15 protein-coding genes are annotated in these 15,300 nt (G+C 61.3%); 9 read left to right on the top strand and 6 right to left on the bottom strand.

Features of this window, described 5'->3' with window-relative positions:
- Positions 1-134: 134 nt before the first annotated feature.
- Together ICI42_RS13835 and ppx are read left to right on the top strand one after the other, a co-directional pair.
- The gene (locus ICI42_RS13835; RefSeq protein ID WP_188165179.1) at positions 135-2,339 is read left to right on the top strand and encodes an RNA degradosome polyphosphate kinase; all 2,205 of its coding nucleotides are present in this window, start codon (positions 135-137) and stop codon (positions 2,337-2,339) included.
- Positions 2,339-3,874: an exopolyphosphatase gene (gene ppx / locus ICI42_RS13830; protein WP_188165178.1), complete on the top strand. Its 1,536-nt coding sequence runs from the start codon at positions 2,339-2,341 to the stop codon at positions 3,872-3,874. The genes ICI42_RS13835 and ppx overlap by 1 nt, the downstream gene beginning before the upstream one ends.
- A gap of 62 nt (positions 3,875-3,936) precedes the next feature.
- Here ppx and ICI42_RS13825 read toward each other — a convergent pair whose 3' ends face one another.
- From ICI42_RS13825 to ICI42_RS13810, 4 genes are all read right to left on the bottom strand, one after another.
- A complete protein-coding gene (locus ICI42_RS13825) occupies positions 3,937-4,761 on the bottom strand; it encodes an isocitrate lyase/PEP mutase family protein (RefSeq protein ID WP_188165177.1) in 825 nt (274 codons plus the stop codon).
- Between the two features lie 267 nt (positions 4,762-5,028).
- Positions 5,029-5,448, bottom strand: coding sequence for a DoxX family protein (locus tag ICI42_RS13820; RefSeq protein WP_188165176.1), 420 nt, complete (start codon positions 5,446-5,448; stop codon positions 5,029-5,031).
- Between the two features lie 102 nt (positions 5,449-5,550).
- On the bottom strand, positions 5,551-6,948 hold the full coding sequence (fumC, locus tag ICI42_RS13815) for a class II fumarate hydratase (protein ID WP_188165175.1): 1,398 nt from the start codon (positions 6,946-6,948) through the stop codon (positions 5,551-5,553).
- A 257-nt stretch (positions 6,949-7,205) separates the two neighbouring features.
- Positions 7,206-7,385 (bottom strand): CsbD family protein, encoded by a 180-nt coding sequence (locus tag ICI42_RS13810; RefSeq protein WP_188165174.1) that lies wholly within the window; start codon positions 7,383-7,385, stop codon positions 7,206-7,208.
- A gap of 112 nt (positions 7,386-7,497) precedes the next feature.
- On the opposite strand from ICI42_RS13810, the gene ICI42_RS13805 reads away from it, so the two are divergent.
- The 3 genes from ICI42_RS13805 to ICI42_RS13795 all read left to right on the top strand — a co-directional run bounded on the left by ICI42_RS13805 (position 7,498) and on the right by ICI42_RS13795 (position 10,036).
- On the top strand, positions 7,498-8,943 hold the full coding sequence (locus tag ICI42_RS13805) for a patatin-like phospholipase family protein (protein ID WP_230980358.1): 1,446 nt from the start codon (positions 7,498-7,500) through the stop codon (positions 8,941-8,943).
- Between the two features lie 257 nt (positions 8,944-9,200).
- Positions 9,201-9,572, top strand: a complete 372-nt coding sequence (locus ICI42_RS13800) for a cupin domain-containing protein (protein ID WP_188165173.1) — start codon at positions 9,201-9,203, stop codon at positions 9,570-9,572.
- A 41-nt stretch (positions 9,573-9,613) separates the two neighbouring features.
- Positions 9,614-10,036 carry a MarR family winged helix-turn-helix transcriptional regulator gene (locus ICI42_RS13795; protein ID WP_188165172.1) on the top strand — a complete coding sequence of 141 codons (423 nt, stop codon included), beginning with the start codon at positions 9,614-9,616 and terminating at the stop codon, positions 10,034-10,036.
- Between the two features lie 73 nt (positions 10,037-10,109).
- Here ICI42_RS13795 and groL read toward each other — a convergent pair whose 3' ends face one another.
- Positions 10,110-11,759: a chaperonin GroEL gene (gene groL / locus ICI42_RS13790; RefSeq protein ID WP_188165171.1), complete on the bottom strand. Its 1,650-nt coding sequence runs from the start codon at positions 11,757-11,759 to the stop codon at positions 10,110-10,112.
- A 71-nt stretch (positions 11,760-11,830) separates the two neighbouring features.
- Positions 11,831-12,127, bottom strand: coding sequence for a co-chaperone GroES (groES, locus tag ICI42_RS13785; protein ID WP_188165170.1), 297 nt, complete (start codon positions 12,125-12,127; stop codon positions 11,831-11,833).
- Between the two features lie 294 nt (positions 12,128-12,421).
- Between groES and ICI42_RS13780 the strand changes: the two genes are divergently transcribed.
- The 4 genes from ICI42_RS13780 (at position 12,422) to ICI42_RS13765 (ending at position 15,298) form a co-directional block, all read left to right on the top strand.
- The gene (locus ICI42_RS13780) at positions 12,422-12,826 is read left to right on the top strand and encodes a VOC family protein (protein WP_188165169.1); all 405 of its coding nucleotides are present in this window, start codon (positions 12,422-12,424) and stop codon (positions 12,824-12,826) included.
- A gap of 119 nt (positions 12,827-12,945) precedes the next feature.
- The gene (locus ICI42_RS13775) at positions 12,946-13,566 is read left to right on the top strand and encodes a L,D-transpeptidase (protein ID WP_188165168.1); all 621 of its coding nucleotides are present in this window, start codon (positions 12,946-12,948) and stop codon (positions 13,564-13,566) included.
- Positions 13,567-13,670: 104 nt separating this feature from the next.
- Positions 13,671-14,159 carry a MarR family winged helix-turn-helix transcriptional regulator gene (locus ICI42_RS13770; RefSeq protein WP_407945161.1) on the top strand — a complete coding sequence of 163 codons (489 nt, stop codon included), beginning with the start codon at positions 13,671-13,673 and terminating at the stop codon, positions 14,157-14,159.
- Complete coding sequence (locus ICI42_RS13765; protein WP_188165167.1) at positions 14,156-15,298, top strand: HlyD family secretion protein; 1,143 nt, start codon at positions 14,156-14,158, stop codon at positions 15,296-15,298. Before ICI42_RS13770 ends, ICI42_RS13765 begins: the two co-directional genes overlap by 4 nt.
- The last annotated feature ends 2 nt before the right edge of the window (positions 15,299-15,300 follow it).

The following is a 15,300-nucleotide window of genomic DNA, read 5'->3' as shown; positions in this document are numbered from 1 at the left end:
CTGATAGGTGCCAATCGTTTGGAGCATAACAGGCAGCTTTGCAAGATGGTGAAATGAAACTGTCGCAAAACCCTGTCAGAGGGTAGACTGAACCGCAAAGCCGGTAAAAAATATCGATTGGGAAAAGCGCAGCGATGAATGAGATGAAGCCGGCCCATACGGATTTCCTGAAGCCGCAGGTGCTGACTGGCGAAGTCGGGGGCAATCCCGACCGCTTCGTGAACCGGGAGTTCTCGTGGCTGCAATTCAACCGGCGTGTCCTGGAAGAATCCCACAACGAACGTCATCCGCTGCTGGAGCGGATACGCTTCCTCTCCATATCGGCGGCCAATCTCGACGAATTCTTCATGGTGCGCGTCGCGGGCTTAGCCGGGCAGGTCCGCGAAGGCATCACGGTGCGCAGCCCGGACGGGCGCACGCCTGAAGAACAGCTCGAATATCTGCTGCGCGAGGTCGGCAGCCTGCAGGAAGATCAGCAGCACAGCCTTTCCAACCTGATGCAACTGCTCAAGGGGCAGGGCATCGAGACGGTAACGGCCGCCCAGCTCGTCAAGGAAGAGAAAGTCTGGCTCGAGCAGCATTTCATGGAGCAGGTCTTCCCGGTGCTCACGCCGCTCTCCATCGATCCGGCGCATCCCTTCCCCTTTATCCCCAATCTCGGTTTTTCCATTGCGCTGCAGCTTCGGCACCGCAAGAACGGTCAGGAGATGACGGCGCTGCTGCGCATTCCGCAGGCGTTGAAGCGCTTCATTCGCTTGCCGGATCGCAAGGGCGCGGTGCGCTTCATTCCTATCGAGGGAACGGTCAGCCTGTTCATCGGGCAGCTTTTTCCGGGCTATGAGGTCAAGGGTTCGGGAACGTTCCGCATCATCCGCGATAGCGATATCGAGGTCGAGGAAGAATCCGAGGATCTCGTCCAACTGTTCGAAACGGCGCTGAAGCGGCGCCGGCGCGGCCAGGTGATCCGCATCGAATTCGACGGTAGCATGCCGGAAGAACTCCGCGATTTCGTCTCTGGCGAACTCGGCGTCACGGGCAACCGCATCAGCATCCTGACAGGCCCGCTTGCCCTCAACCAGTTTTCCGAGATCGTCTCGGTTCCGCGCGACGACCTGAAGTTCACACCCTATAACCCGCGCTTCCCCGAGCGTATCCGCGAGCATCGCGGCGATTGCTTCGCGGCGATTCGCGAAAAGGACATCATCGTCCACCATCCCTATGAATCGTTCGACGTCGTGGTGCAGTTCCTGCGTCAGGCGACCGCCGATCCGGAAGTGGTAGCGATCAAGCAGACCCTGTATCGCACATCGGCCGACAGCCCCATCGTGCGGGCGCTCGCCGATGCCGCCGAAGCCGGCAAGTCCGTCACCGCATTGGTCGAACTCAAGGCACGCTTCGACGAAGAGGCCAACATCCGCTGGGCGCGCGATCTGGAGCGCGCCGGCGTTCAGGTCGTCTTCGGCTTTCTCGAGCTGAAGACCCACGCCAAGATGTCGCTGGTGGTGCGCCGCGAAGATGGCAAGCTGCGCAATTATGTCCATCTCGGCACCGGCAATTATCACCCGATCACCGCCCGCATCTACACCGATCTGTCCTTCTTCACGACGGATCCGAAAATCGCCATCGACGTCGCCCAGATCTTCAATTTCATCACCGGCTATGCCGAGCCGGCTGAGAAGATGTCCGTGGCGCTGTCGCCCTATACGCTGCGCAGCCGGTTGCTCGGCCATATCGAGGACGAGATCAAGCATGCCGGGGCCGGCCGCCCGGCGCGCATCTGGATGAAGATGAACTCGTTGGTCGATCCAGCCATCATCGACGCGCTCTACGATGCGAGCCGGGCTGGGGTCGAGGTCGATCTCGTGGTGCGCGGCATCTGCTGCCTGCGTCCGCAGGTGCCCGGCCTGTCCGAGAACATCCGCGTGAAGTCGATCGTCGGTCGCTTCCTGGAACACAGCCGCATCTATTGTTTCGGCAACGGCCATGGTCTGCCGTCCGACGAGGCGATCGTCTATCTGTCCTCGGCCGACCTGATGCCGCGCAATCTCGACCGCCGCGTCGAATGTATGTTCCCAATCACCAATCCGACTGTGCATGAACAGGTGCTGGGACAGATCATGCTGGGAAACATCATGGACAACCAGCAGAGTTTCGAAGTATTGGCAGACGGTACCTCGCGGCGGATAACGCTGGATGAGGGCGAAGAGCCGTTCAACGCTCAGGAATATTTCATGACCAATCCGAGTCTATCGGGACGGGGTGATGCGTTGAAATCCCATGCACCGAAGCGCATCGCGCAGTTCAAGCGGCGCAAAAAGTCTGAATTGGCAAGCAGTTAATGGCGCAATTTTCGCAGGGCCGGCTCAAGGATCGCCGGCCACTGTCCATCGTCGATATCGGGTCGAACTCGATCCGTCTTGTAGTGTTCGAAGGCCTTGCCCGCTCGCCTACGCTCATCTTCAACGAGAAGATGCTTGCGGGACTTGGCCGTGGCATTGTTTCGACGGGCAAGCTGGACCCGGAGGCCGTCACCCGGTCGATGGAGGAGTTTCGCCGTTTCCGCGCGCTCTCGGAACAGGCGGGAGCGAGCGAAATGCACGTACTTGCCACGGCCGCCGCACGCGAGGCGGTCAACGGCCCCGACTTCATTCGCCGAGCCGAAGAGGTGCTCGGGACGAAGATTCGCGTGCTGACCGGCCGCGAGGAAGCCTATTACTCGGCGATGGGCATCATTTCAGGCTTCCATCCCGCCGACGGCATCGCCGGCGATCTGGGCGGCGGCAGCTTGGAACTCGTCGACATAAAGGGCACGACCATTGGCGACGGCATCACATTGCCCTTGGGCGGCCTGAGGCTGCAGGACGCTTCCAAGAATTCCACCGTGCAATCGGCCCGTATCGCCGAGACCGAACTGGCGAAGGCAAAGCTCCTCGCCGGCGGACAGGGCAGGACCTTCTATGCCGTGGGTGGCACCTGGCGAAACCTCGCTCGGCTGCATATGAGCATGACCAACTATCCGCTCGAGGTCATGCACCACTACGAACTCGGCATCGCCGACTCCGAAGCGTTCTTGCGGCAGGTGGCGCGCGGCGATATCGAAAAGATCAAGGGCATCGAGCACGTCTCCAAGAACCGGCGTGCGCTGCTGCCTTACGGTGCAGTCGTGCTGCAAAAGATCATTGCGACGATGAAGCCGTCGCGCATTGTTGTGTCCGCACTGGGTGTTCGCGAGGGCTTTCTCTACTCGCTCCTGTCGCCGGAGCAGCAAAAGCAGGATCCGCTGATCGCAGCCTCCGAGGAACTGGCGCTGCTGCGCGCGCGGTCTGTGGGGCATTCGCACGAGCTGGCCGAATGGACCGCCAAAAGCTTCGCTGTTTTTGGTATCGACGAGACGGAGGAGGAAGCCCGCTGCCGGCATGCCGCTTGTCTTCTTGCCGATATCGGTTGGCGCGCGCATCCCGATTATCGCGGGAAGCAGTCGCTCAACATCATTGCACATGCCTCGTTCATCGGCGTCGACCATCCGGGCCGGGCTTTCATCGCGCTGGCCAATCTCTATCGCCACGAAGGGATAACGGACGAGAACATCGCCGCCGAGATCAAGGCGCTTGCGCCGCCGCGTTATACCGAGCGTGCCAGAGTGCTCGGCGCCATGATGCGCGTCGTCTATCTGCTGACGGCCTCGATGCCGGGCGTCATGCCGAGGCTGCGCTGGGAAAAGCGTCCCAATGGCGCCCTGGCGCTCGTCCTGCCCGCTGATCTCGCCGCGCTCTATGGCGAACGCCCTGCCGGTCGCCTGGCGCAGCTTGGGAAGCTCACAGGCAAGAAACTCGTGCTTGCCGTGGATGGCGGCCCCAGCAGCTCGGCGAAGTAGGAAAGACCGGTTCGCAAACAGTTCGGCTTGGCGTGGCGTATCGACAGTTTCGAGCGCCCCGCTTATGGCTTTGCAGTGCCCGTGAAAAAGCTCTCCAGTTCCGCAAAACTCATGGCCCGCTCCGCGAACCGAAACGTGCCGCCTGTTGCCATCTCTCGCGCAGCGGTCACGAAGGCGCCATAAGCGAGACGCGCCAGTGCCGAGCCGACACTGATCCTTTTGACACCGGCAGACGCCAGCTCATCGAAACTGAAGGTTGTGCCGGGTAAACCCATCACGACGTTCACCGGCTTGGAGACGGCCTGGCAGACGGTGCGAATCGTATCCAAATCCTTCAGGCCCGGTGCATAGAGCACATCAGCGCCGGCGGCTTCGAATGCCTGCAGCCGCCTTATCGTGTCGTCCAGATCGGCTTTCCCCCACATGAAGTTCTCACAGCGCGCGGTGAAGACGAAATCATGCGCCAGAGCCGTTTTTGCTTCGCACGCAGCCTGAATCCGTTCGACGGCAAGAGAAAAATCGTAAATTGGATTGCTGGGATCGCCGGTATGATCTTCAAGAGAACAGCCGGCGAGACCGATATCCGCGGCGGCAACGACGGTTTCTCCAGCGCTTTCGGGACTATCCCCAAACCCTTTTTCCAGATCGGCGGAGACTGGAAGAGAAGTAGCGGACACAAGCGTGCCGCAGTGGTTCAAGACGACTTCGCGAGACGTTTGCCCCTCGGCTACCCCGTAGGAAAAAGCCATGCCGGCACTTGTCGTCGCCAGTGCTTTGAAACCCAAGGTGGCGAGTATTCGCGCTGTTCCAATATCCCAGGGATTGGGGATGATGAACGCTCCCGGCTCTTCATGCAGCAAGCGAAAATCTGTTCTGACGTCTATCATCGGTCGGTAAAATCCAGCAGTTCACAGTTGTAGAATGCCATGAAAATTAGAACATATAAAGAACAAAATGTGTGGCAGTTGATTTTTGGAGGACGTTGTTGTCCGGTGAAACCAGTGTGAGAACGAATACTGTGAAAGATTATGACGCAAAAAGCCGCCGGCAGTGTCCTGCAGGCGGCTTTTTCACGATACCGATCAGCTTCTACATCCTTCAAGGAACTGAACAAAACCAGCTCAAAGAAGATGTATAGGCAGTAGTCGGCTTGATTATTTGCGACGTCCGTCGACCGACAAGCCGCCCGCACCGAGTGCTGCGACCAGAAGCAGGCCGCCGGTGATCGAGATGTTTTTCTGGAACAGCAGCATCTGCATGCCGTCGGCGAAATCGGTATGCGCCACAAGCGTGGCTGCCACGGTGAACACGGCCAGCACCAAGGCTGCGATGCGGGTCTGGAAGCCGACCAGGATGGCGAGGCCGCCGAGCAGTTCGACAAGGCCGACGACCACGGTCGTCACGGTGGGCACTGGCAGGCCGAGCGAGCCGAACCATCCCGCGGTGGCGCCGATGGCAGTGAGCTTGCCAAAGCCGGCGAGAATGAAGAGCGAAGACAGAAGCAGGCGGCCGATAAGCGCGAGAGGAGCGCTGACGCCGGTCGTACCGGAAGACGATGTGGTGGAAAGGGACATGACGGAGATCTCCAGAGAGCACTATTCGATGTGCTCTTCTAGCCGATCTCCGCCGTTCACCAAAGATGCATAATTTACGACGCAGCGTTCACAATTTGAGCATCAGCCGGGATGGATCATTTCTTCCGGGCGGACGATGCGGTCGAAATCCTCGTCGGACACATATCCGCCGCCGACGGCTTCCTCACGCAGCGTCGTGCCGTTCTTATGAGCGGTTTTGGCGATCTTGGCTGCATTGTCGTAGCCGATGGTCGGGGCAAGCGCGGTCACCAGCATCAGCGAGCGTTCGAGCGCTGCCTTGATGTTGTCCTTGCGCGCCTTGATACCGACGACGCAATTGTCGGTGAAGGACACGGCTGCGTCGGCCATGAGCCGTACCGACTGCAGGAAGTTGTAGGCCATCACGGGATTGTAGACATTGAGCTCGAAATGGCCCTGGCTGCCCGCGAAGGTCAGCGCCGCGTTGTTGCCGAAAATCTGCACGCAGACCTGCGTCAGCGCTTCGCATTGGGTCGGGTTGACCTTGCCCGGCATAATCGAAGAACCGGGCTCGTTCTCGGGTAGGGATAACTCGCCCAGGCCCGAACGCGGGCCGGAGCCGAGCAGGCGGATGTCGTTGGCGATCTTGAACAGCGAGCCTGCGACGGTGTTGATCGCGCCATGGCTGAACACCATCGCGTCATGCGCTGCCAGCGCTTCGAACTTGTTCGGGGCTGTGGTGAACGGCAGCTGCGTGATCGCGGCGATGTTTTCCGCCACCTTCTCGGCGAACCCGATAGGCGCATTCAGGCCTGTGCCGACCGCCGTGCCGCCCTGGGCCAGTTCCATCAGCGCCGGCAAGGTCTGCTCGATCCGCTTGATGCCGTTCTCGACCTGCTGGGTGTAGCCGGAAAACTCCTGACCCAGCGTCAGCGGGGTGGCGTCCTGGGTGTGGGTGCGGCCGATCTTGACGATCGGGGCGAACTCCTGCGCCTTGTCGTTGAGCGCGTTGCGCAGCTTCTGCAGCGCCGGCAGCAGGCGATGGACGATTTCCTCCGCGCAGGCGACATGCATCGCCGTCGGATAGGTATCGTTGGACGACTGGCTCATATTGACGTGGTCGTTGGGGTGAACCGGCTTCTTCGAACCCATCTCGCCGCCCAGCATCTCGATGGCGCGGTTGGAAATCACCTCGTTGGCGTTCATGTTGGACTGCGTGCCCGAGCCTGTCTGCCAGACCGCGAGCGGGAAATGCGCGTCGAGCTTGCCCTCGATGACTTCCTGCGCGGCCTGGATGATGGCGTCGGCCAGCTTGGCATCGAGACGACCGAGGTCGCGATTGGTGATAGCCGCCGCTTTCTTGACTATGCCGAGCGCGCGGACCACCGGCAAAGGCTGCTTTTCCCAGCCGATCTTGAAGTTTCCGAGCGAACGCTGCGCCTGTGCGCCCCAGTAACGGTCGTTTTCGACCTCGATGGGGCCGAAGGTGTCGGTCTCGGTTCTGGTGGTCTTGGCGGTCACGGCGTCTCTCCGGAAAACTCTTTTCGCGCAACGGCTTATCGCGTTGCCTTGAGGGCTTCAAGCGGAGAATCGAGACGGTTGCCGACCTAATCGGTTCAAAGGTGTGAAGAGGCGAAAAGAGCCGTTTTCGACCCCCTCAAAAGGCAATTCGGAGGGTGCCTCCGGCACGTTTGGAACCCCTCAAATCACCCTTCGGACCCCTGCAAAAGAAGGAGGCAGGCGACTGCGCGCCCGCCTCTTTTCGGGAGACTTGAATGTTAAAGAGCTTTCTTGACCTTTTCCTTGGCATCGCCAACGGTCTTCTGGACTTTGCCGGAAGTCTTTTCGGCTGCGCCCTTTGCTTCGGTTTTCTTGCTGCCGGTGGCTTTGCCGGCCGCTTCCTTGACCGCGCCGGTTGCCTGTTTGGCGGCGCCTTTGACCTGATCCTTGTTCACCATCGCAAATCTCCTCTGTTGCTCGCAAACAACGGACGCTGGTGCAGTGGGTTCCTTAACTTGCGGGCGATATTTGCTGCCTCTATTATGGCGGACGGGACGCTGGGGGCGAAGCATGCGCGGGATGATGAAGGGGTTGCGCGGTGCCGTGATCGGCAGCGCGATGCTTCTGACGGGTTGCGTGGCGATGGATGTCGGCCCGATCAACACTCAGACGCATCTGCCTCAACCGCCTTCACCCGATTTCATTCCCGATTCCGGCGATGACGGCTCGACCGTTATCGGCCTTGCCTTTTCCGGCGGCGGCATGCGGGCCTCGGCCTTTTCCTATGGCGTATTGCGCGCCCTGGATGACATTGTCGTCGATGAGAAGCCATCTCGCCGCACCTTGGTCGACGACATCCGCATGATTTCGGGCGTGTCGGGCGGCGCCATAACCGCTGCCTATTTCGGCTATCGGGGCCGGGACGATTACCGCGATTTCGATCAGCGTTTCCTGCGCCAGAATGCCGAATCCAGCATGCGGACCAGCATTTCGCCCGCGAACCTGTCGCGCGCCTGGAATGGCGGCGTCAACGACCTCGACACCTTCGCACGCTGGCTCGACGAGAACCTGTTCAACGGCGCCACCTTCAGCAGCTTCCGCTGGGCCAATGCGCCGATCGTCTGGCTCAGCGCCTCCGACATCTACAACCGCACGCCGTTCCTGTTCACCTACGATACCTTCGCCGCACTGTGCAGCGACCTGAACGCGCTGAAACTGTCGGACGCGGTTGCAGCTTCCGCGGCCGTGCCCGTGGTGTTCACGCCGGTCATCATCACGGCCAAGAATCCGCAATGCGGCTACCAGCAGCCGGCATGGCTGAAGACGGCGCTCAGGCGCGACAACGTCTCGCTGCGCCTCCAGGCCTATGCCCAGGCGCTCGATTCCTACCAGAACAAGGACAATCTGAATTATATCAGGCTGATGGATGGCGGCTTGACCGACAATCTCGGCATCACCGGCTTCGTGCTGGAGCGCGCAGCATCGAGCACGCCGCACGGTCCGCTTTCGGCGGAAGAGGCCGTCAGGCTGCGCAATTTCGTGCTGATCGTCGCCGACGCGGGCAGGGGCCAGACCGCGAAGTGGGGGTCGACCATGCACGGGCCGGGCATGATGCCGCTGATGGGGGCGGTGGTCGAAACCGGCATGGCATCCTCGGTCCGCGACGAACTCGATGCGCTGAACTTCGCCGTGCAGGAATGGTCGGGGAAGCTCGTCCAGTACCGTTGCGGCCTGCCGCTGGCCACAGTCCGCAAAATTCGCGGCACGACAGCGGGCTGGGACTGCCGCGACGTGCACATGGTGGTCGAGCGCCTTGCCTTCAACGATCTCGACCCCGCACTGGAAGCGAAGCTGAACAATGTCCCGACGCGGCTCGCTCTGCCTGTTGAGCAGATCGACGAACTGGTCGAAGCCGGCCGGAAAACAGTCGAGACGAGCAAGATCATCCAAGAGGTCGTGTCCGGCGTCTGGCCTAAAGGCGCTCCGCGTCCGGACGTGCAACTCACCAACGACTGAGTTGGACAAACAAAAACGCCTCTCGCATCGTTGGAACGCGGGAGGCGTCTTTTTGTCCTTTGGCTGTCTATTCAACTGCCTCAGACATCATAACAATGCGCGTGCAAGAGATTGGTTCCAGACCGTTGGCATTTTTTTGCCGCGCTCCAATTCCGAAGTCCCGATCAAGAGATTCCATGCAAGCTGGTCAACCTAGTTGACGGAATGGCAAAGCAGGCTATAAATGGTCAACCTTGTTGACGAAAAGGAAAAGCCTCATGTCCATCATCAAGTCCCCACCCAGTCCAACGCACATACTCGGAGGAGCTCGGTTCACTTCCCTGGCAACACCGAGCCGGGGAAGCAACGAAACCGCCATCTGGCAGGTCGAGATCGAGCCAGGCACGCCGGCAACGCCGCATTCGCTGTCGCGCGAGGAGGTATTCGTCGTCCTGGACGGCAAGGCATCGGTCCGAATCGGCGGCAAAGCGGGCATTGCCGCGAAGGGCGACGCAATCGTCGTGCCGTCGGACACCGAGTTCGAACTCACCAATGAGGGCGATGACATGTTGCGGCTGATGTGCTGCTTTCCGGTTGGCGGCCAGGCGCGGGTCGGCGATAAGGCCTTTACCCCGCCATGGGCGGAATGAGCGAACGCGGGAAGCCGGTTCCGCTGGCCAGGCTCCTTTTGATGTCTTACCGTCTATTGATCGACGGCATGCATCAGCGGCTGCGCGAAGAAGGATGGCATGACGTTCGGCCGGCATATGGCTTCGTGCTGCTGGCGACGCGGGACCGGTCAACCACCTCGGTCGAGCTGGCGTCGCTGCTTGGTGTCACCAAACAAGCGGCGTCGAAGATTCTCGATCCGATGGACGCCGCAGGCTATGTGCGCCGGTCGGTCGATCCGGAAGATGCGAGGGTGAAGATCGTCGAGCTTGCGCCGCGCGGCTGGGAACTGCTGGCTGCGGTCGAATGTATATATGCGGAGCTCGAAGCGGAGTGGGGCGCTGCAATCGGAGTTGCAGCGGTCGAACTGATGCGGAAGCATCTGACGGAGATCGTGCTCGCAGCAAATGGCGGCGAGTTTCCGGCCATTCGCCCGTCGCCGTGACCATATTCTGTACCAAACAAAAAGGGCGGCTCTTGCGAGCCGCCCTTTCCGTAAAGCCTTGGAGAGGCTGGACTTAGAAGTCCATGCCACCCATGCCGCCCATGCCGCCGCCGGGCATACCGCCAGGCATGCCGCCGCTTTCCTTCTTCGGGGACTCGGCGATCATGGCCTCGGTGGTGACCAGGAGACCGGCAACCGAAGCTGCGTCCTGCAGAGCGGTGCGCACGACCTTGACCGGGTCGACGATGCCGAGCGTGATCAGATCGCCGTACTCGCCGGTCTGAGCGTTGTAGCCGAAGGTTGCCGACGAGTTCTCGAGGATCTTGCCTGCGACGATCGAAGCTTCGGCGCCAGCGTTCGTGGCGATCTGGCGGGCCGGAGCCTGCAGAGCGCGGCGAACGATGTTGATGCCTGCGTCCTGGTCGGCGTTTTCGCCCTTGACCGTGATGCCAGCCGACGAGCGCAGAAGCGCGGTGCCGCCGCCGGGGACGATGCCTTCTTCAACCGCAGCGCGGGTAGCGTTCAGCGCGTCGTCGACGCGGTCCTTGCGCTCCTTGACTTCCACTTCCGTCGCACCGCCGACGCGGATGACCGCAACGCCGCCTGCCAGCTTGGCGAGACGCTCCTGCAGCTTTTCCTTGTCGTAGTCCGAGGTGGTCTCTTCGATCTGCTGCTTGATCTGGGCAACGCGGCCCTGGATCTCTTCCTTACGACCGGCGCCGTCGACGATGGTGGTGTTCTCCTTGGAGATCGACACCTTCTTGGCGCGGCCGAGCATGTCGAGGCCAACGTTCTCGAGCTTGATGCCGAGGTCTTCGGAAATCACCTGGCCGCCCGTGAGGATGGCGATGTCTTCCAGCATGGCCTTGCGGCGGTCGCCGAAGCCCGGAGCCTTGACGGCGGCGATCTTCAGGCCACCGCGCAGCTTGTTGACGACGAGCGTGGCCAGAGCCTCGCCTTCGACGTCTTCCGAGATGATGAGGAGCGGCTTGGAGGTCTGCACGACGGCTTCGAGAACCGGCAGCATGGCCTGGAGGTTCGACAGCTTCTTCTCGTGGAGAAGGATGTAGGCGTCTTCGAGGTCAGCAACCATCTTGTCGGGGTTAGTGACGAAGTAGGGGCTGAGGTAGCCGCGGTCGAACTGCATGCCTTCGACGACTTCGAGTTCGGTCTCGGCAGTCTTGGCTTCCTCGACGGTGATGACACCCTCGTTGCCGACCTTCTGCATCGCTTCCGCGATCATCGAGCCGATTTCCTTCTCGCCATTTGCCGAGATGGTGCCGACCTGGGCGACTTCTTCCGAGGTCTGGATCTTCTTGGCCTTCTTGACGAGGTCGGCGACGACTTCGGCAACGGCCAGGTCGATGCCGCGCTTCAGGTCCATCGGGTTCATGCCAGCGGCAACGGCCTTGTGGCCTTCCTGAACGATAGCCTGTGCCAGAACGGTAGCGGTGGTGGTGCCGTCACCAGCGATGTCGTTCGTCTTCGACGCGACTTCGCGGATCATCTGTGCGCCCATGTTCTCGAACTTGTCGGAAAGCTCGATTTCCTTGGCGACGGTGACGCCGTCCTTGGTGATGCGCGGTGCGCCGAACGACTTGTCGATGACGACGTTGCGGCCCTTGGGACCGAGCGTGACCTTCACGGCGTCGGCGAGGATGTTGATGCCGTTGAGCATGCGCTCACGAGCGTCGCGGGAGAATTTTACGTCTTTAGCAGCCATTTTTAGCTCCTTGTTGAACCCTGTATTTCAAAGGCCCGAAATTTCGTTGATGGTGCGGAAAACCGGCTGGATCAGCCGATGATGCCCATGATGTCGGATTCCTTCATGATCAGAAGGTCTTCGCCATTGAGCTTGACTTCCGTACCGGACCACTTGCCGAACAGAACCTTGTCGCCAGCCTTGACGTCCAGCGGGACCAGCTTGCCAGCTTCGTCGCGCGCGCCGGAGCCAACGGCGACGATTTCGCCTTCCTGCGGCTTCTCCTTGGCGGTGTCGGGGATGATGATGCCGCCCTTGGTCTTCTCTTCGGATTCGAGCCGCTTGACGACCACGCGGTCATGAAGCGGGCGGAAGTTCGAGTTAGCCATGTGAATTTCCTCGGTGAACTGGTAAGAAACGTTCTGTATCCGGCTTACCGGACTGCTGTTAGCACTCTCCGTGGGGGAGTGCTAACGCGTCGCTGAGATAGTCCACGCCATCGGACAAGTCAAGCAAAACAGTCGCCTCATCAGCTGCTTTTCAGGATGAGCCAGTCGTATTCGAACGGCTGGCCGGAATCGCCGAAAGCGTCCAAAATGGTTGATCCAGCGCAATCCGCCCTCCGGTCGGGCAAGATATGCCGCAGGGACCACGTTGGGTTTGGCGAAGAGGAAGGACGGTCCATGATCGACCATATGGGAATCACCGCCACTGATTTCGAGCTATCGCGTCGGTTTTACGATGCGGCGCTCGAACCGCTGGGCTTGGCCGGAATCATGGAAGTGACCCCGGAAGAAAGCGGCGGCTATCACGGTATCGGCTATGGCAAAGGCAAGCCGTTCTTCTGGCTGTCCAACGATCGCCGCCCGGGTGAGCGCAGCGCCGTGACGGGAACGGGCATCCACATCGCCTTCGCCGCCGAAAGCCGCGCGGCGGTCGACGCGTTTTATGCCGCTGCGATGGCGCATGGCGGACAGGACAATGGCGCGCCGGGCCTCAGGCCGCACTACCATCCGAACTACTATGGCGCCTTCGTCATTGACCCCGACGGGTTCAACGTCGAGGCCGTCTGCCACGCCCCGGAGTGAGCCGGACGGAGGAAGCAGGGAAGGCGCGGGGGCGCGCTGGATTGGCGGCGTGTTAGCCGTTCATTAACCATAACCGCATTAACCAACGTCAGGTTCGATGAATTTGACGGGGGATTCGCATGACGTTGTCGCGGCGGGGTTTGCTGATCGGCATGCCGTTGTTTCTGGCCGGTTGCGCCACCAGGACATTTCAAAATCCGGCCGTGCTGGCCTATGGCCCGGTGCCCGACGACAAATATCCGCTGCCGGCGATGCCTCTCGACCAGATCGCGCCGGAGCTTCGCCGCCAGAAGGTCGCGTATTCCGGGCCGCATGCTCCCGGCACCATCGTGGTCAACACGCCGGAGCGGCGTCTTTACTATGTGATGGAGGGCGGGGAGGCGATGCGCTACGGCATCGGCGTCGGCAAGGCGGGGCTCGCGCTCAGCGGCAGCGCCAAGGTGGGCCGCAAGGCGGAATGGCCGAGCTGGACGCCGACCGGCAACATGATTCGCCGCGATCCCCGCAACAAGCGCTTTGCCGGCGGCATGGCGGGAGGCCTCAACAATCCGCTCGGCGCACGCGCGCTTTATCTCTATCGCGGCGGCAACGACACCATGTTCCGCATCCACGGCACCAACCAGCCCAAGTCGATCGGGCATGCCATGTCGAGCGGCTGCGTGCGCATGCTCAACCATGACGTCATCGACCTCTATGCCCGCGCCGAGGTCGGCGCTCAGGTCGTCGTCGTCCAGGCGTAATTCCCGAATCCCGTCTCCTGATTTTTGGTCGCCGTCAGCTATTCGCTGGCGGCGATGCTGCTATGCAAAAATGACGGCTTGTTTCATGAGCATGCTCACAATATATGACGCTCATGAATACGGAACCCATCGAGAAAATCGGTTTTCTGCTGCATGACGCCCAAAGGCTGCTGCGCAAGCGCTTCGATGCGAACGCGGCGCAATACGGCCTTTCCTCGGCGCAGTGGCGACTAATGGTGCGTGTCGTCAAGGAGCCGGGCATTGCCCAGGCGCGCCTTGCCGAACTGCTCGAGATCGAGCCGATCAGTGTCTCGCGCCTGGTCGACCGGATGGCGGAAGCCGGCTGGGTCGAGCGTCGCGCCGACGACAACGATCGACGCGTGCGCATGGTGTTCCCGACCGCTCGCAGCCGTGGCGTGTTCACCGAGGTCAAGGGCATGGCCCACCAGATTTTCGACGAAGCGCTGACGGGGCTGTCCTTGGACCAGCGCCACGCCTTTGTGCACGGGCTTGAAACGATCATTGCAAATCTCTCCGAGACGGACGGTGCGTCTCTCGGCGAGGCACAGCTTAAGGAAGGCACGCCAGCATGAACGCGGTTGCTAAGATCGATGAAAACGCAGAGAAAATTACCGGGGATCCGCAGCCGACCGCTGCTCCTGCCCCGACCGAAAAGCCAGTGAAGAAGCGCGGTCGCGGCCGTTTCCTGCTGATGGCGGCATTGCCCTTGGCCTTTATCGCCGGAGGCAGCTATGTCTGGATCACCGGCGGGCGTTACCAGGAAACCGAAAACGCCAATCTGCGCCAGGCGCGCGTCAATATCGCGTCGGAGGCGGCGGGCCGCATCGTCAAGATCGGCATAACGGACAACGCGCAGGTCAAGGCCGGCGACGAACTGTTCGAGATCGATCCCGAGCCCTATCGCATCGCGCTTGCCCAGGCGGACGCAGCGCTTGCCCAGGCGCGCCTTCAGGTCGAGCAGCTTCGTGCGGCCTACAGCCAGGCTATGGCGCAGGAACGCGTCGCGGCGGGCGAGGTGGACTATCTCAAGTCGCAGTTCGACCGCAGCGAGGATCTTGCCAGCAAGGGCATCAGCGCCAAGTCGTCGCTGGACGAAGCGCGTCGCGACCTGCAGCGCGCCCAGGACGAGCACCTGTCGGCCATCCAGGGCATCGCCAGCGCGCGTGCCGGCCTTGGCGGCGATCCCGATATCGTGACCGACCAGCATCCCGCCGTGCTGGCAGCACTCGCCGCCCGCGACAAGGCGGCGTACACGCTGTCGCAGACCACGGTGCGGGCGCCCGGCGACGGCGTGGTGTACCAGGCTTCGTCGGTCAAGGTCGGCCAGTTCGTCACCGCCGGCACGGCGCTTTTCAGCCTGGTGGAAACCGGCGACACCTGGGTGGATGCCAATTTCAAGGAAACGCAGCTGACCCACATCAAGCCGGGCCAGGAGGTTGACGTCGTGCTCGACACCTATCCCGACCGCACCTTCAAAGGCACGGTCCAGGCCATTGGTGCGGGTACGGGCGCAGAGTTCTCACTGCTTCCCGCCCAGAACGCCACCGGCAACTGGGTCAAGGTGACCCAGCGCATCCCGGTGCGGGTCAAGATCGACACGGAGGGCGCCGATGTGGCGCTGCGCACCGGCATGAGCGCCGACGTCTCCGTCGACACGGGTGCTTCGCGCGGCTTCGCAAGCCTGTTCGGGAAAGCCTACGCCGGGCAGTAAAC

Source organism: Oryzicola mucosus (assembly GCF_014534685.1).
Taxonomy (GTDB): domain Bacteria; phylum Pseudomonadota; class Alphaproteobacteria; order Rhizobiales; family Rhizobiaceae; genus Oryzicola; species Oryzicola mucosus.
The sequence above is the reverse complement of the archived record's forward strand: the minus strand, read 5'-3'. Positions and strand labels throughout refer to the sequence as shown.

Coding starts and splice junctions, on each gene's coding strand:
- ICI42_RS13835 (WP_188165179.1), top strand. CDS start 135: ATGAATGAGATGAAGCCGGCCCATACGGATTTCCTGAAGCCGCAGGTG.
- ppx (WP_188165178.1), top strand. CDS start 2,339: ATGGCGCAATTTTCGCAGGGCCGGCTCAAGGATCGCCGGCCACTGTCC.
- ICI42_RS13825 (WP_188165177.1), bottom strand. CDS start 4,761: ATGATAGACGTCAGAACAGATTTTCGCTTGCTGCATGAAGAGCCGGGA.
- ICI42_RS13820 (WP_188165176.1), bottom strand. CDS start 5,448: ATGTCCCTTTCCACCACATCGTCTTCCGGTACGACCGGCGTCAGCGCT.
- ICI42_RS13810 (WP_188165174.1), bottom strand. CDS start 7,385: ATGGTGAACAAGGATCAGGTCAAAGGCGCCGCCAAACAGGCAACCGGC.
- ICI42_RS13805 (WP_230980358.1), top strand. CDS start 7,498: ATGCGCGGGATGATGAAGGGGTTGCGCGGTGCCGTGATCGGCAGCGCG.
- ICI42_RS13800 (WP_188165173.1), top strand. CDS start 9,201: ATGTCCATCATCAAGTCCCCACCCAGTCCAACGCACATACTCGGAGGA.
- ICI42_RS13795 (WP_188165172.1), top strand. CDS start 9,614: ATGTCTTACCGTCTATTGATCGACGGCATGCATCAGCGGCTGCGCGAA.
- groL (WP_188165171.1), bottom strand. CDS start 11,759: ATGGCTGCTAAAGACGTAAAATTCTCCCGCGACGCTCGTGAGCGCATG.
- groES (WP_188165170.1), bottom strand. CDS start 12,127: ATGGCTAACTCGAACTTCCGCCCGCTTCATGACCGCGTGGTCGTCAAG.
- ICI42_RS13780 (WP_188165169.1), top strand. CDS start 12,422: ATGATCGACCATATGGGAATCACCGCCACTGATTTCGAGCTATCGCGT.
- ICI42_RS13775 (WP_188165168.1), top strand. CDS start 12,946: ATGACGTTGTCGCGGCGGGGTTTGCTGATCGGCATGCCGTTGTTTCTG.
- ICI42_RS13770 (WP_407945161.1), top strand. CDS start 13,671: ATGACGCTCATGAATACGGAACCCATCGAGAAAATCGGTTTTCTGCTG.
- ICI42_RS13765 (WP_188165167.1), top strand. CDS start 14,156: ATGAACGCGGTTGCTAAGATCGATGAAAACGCAGAGAAAATTACCGGG.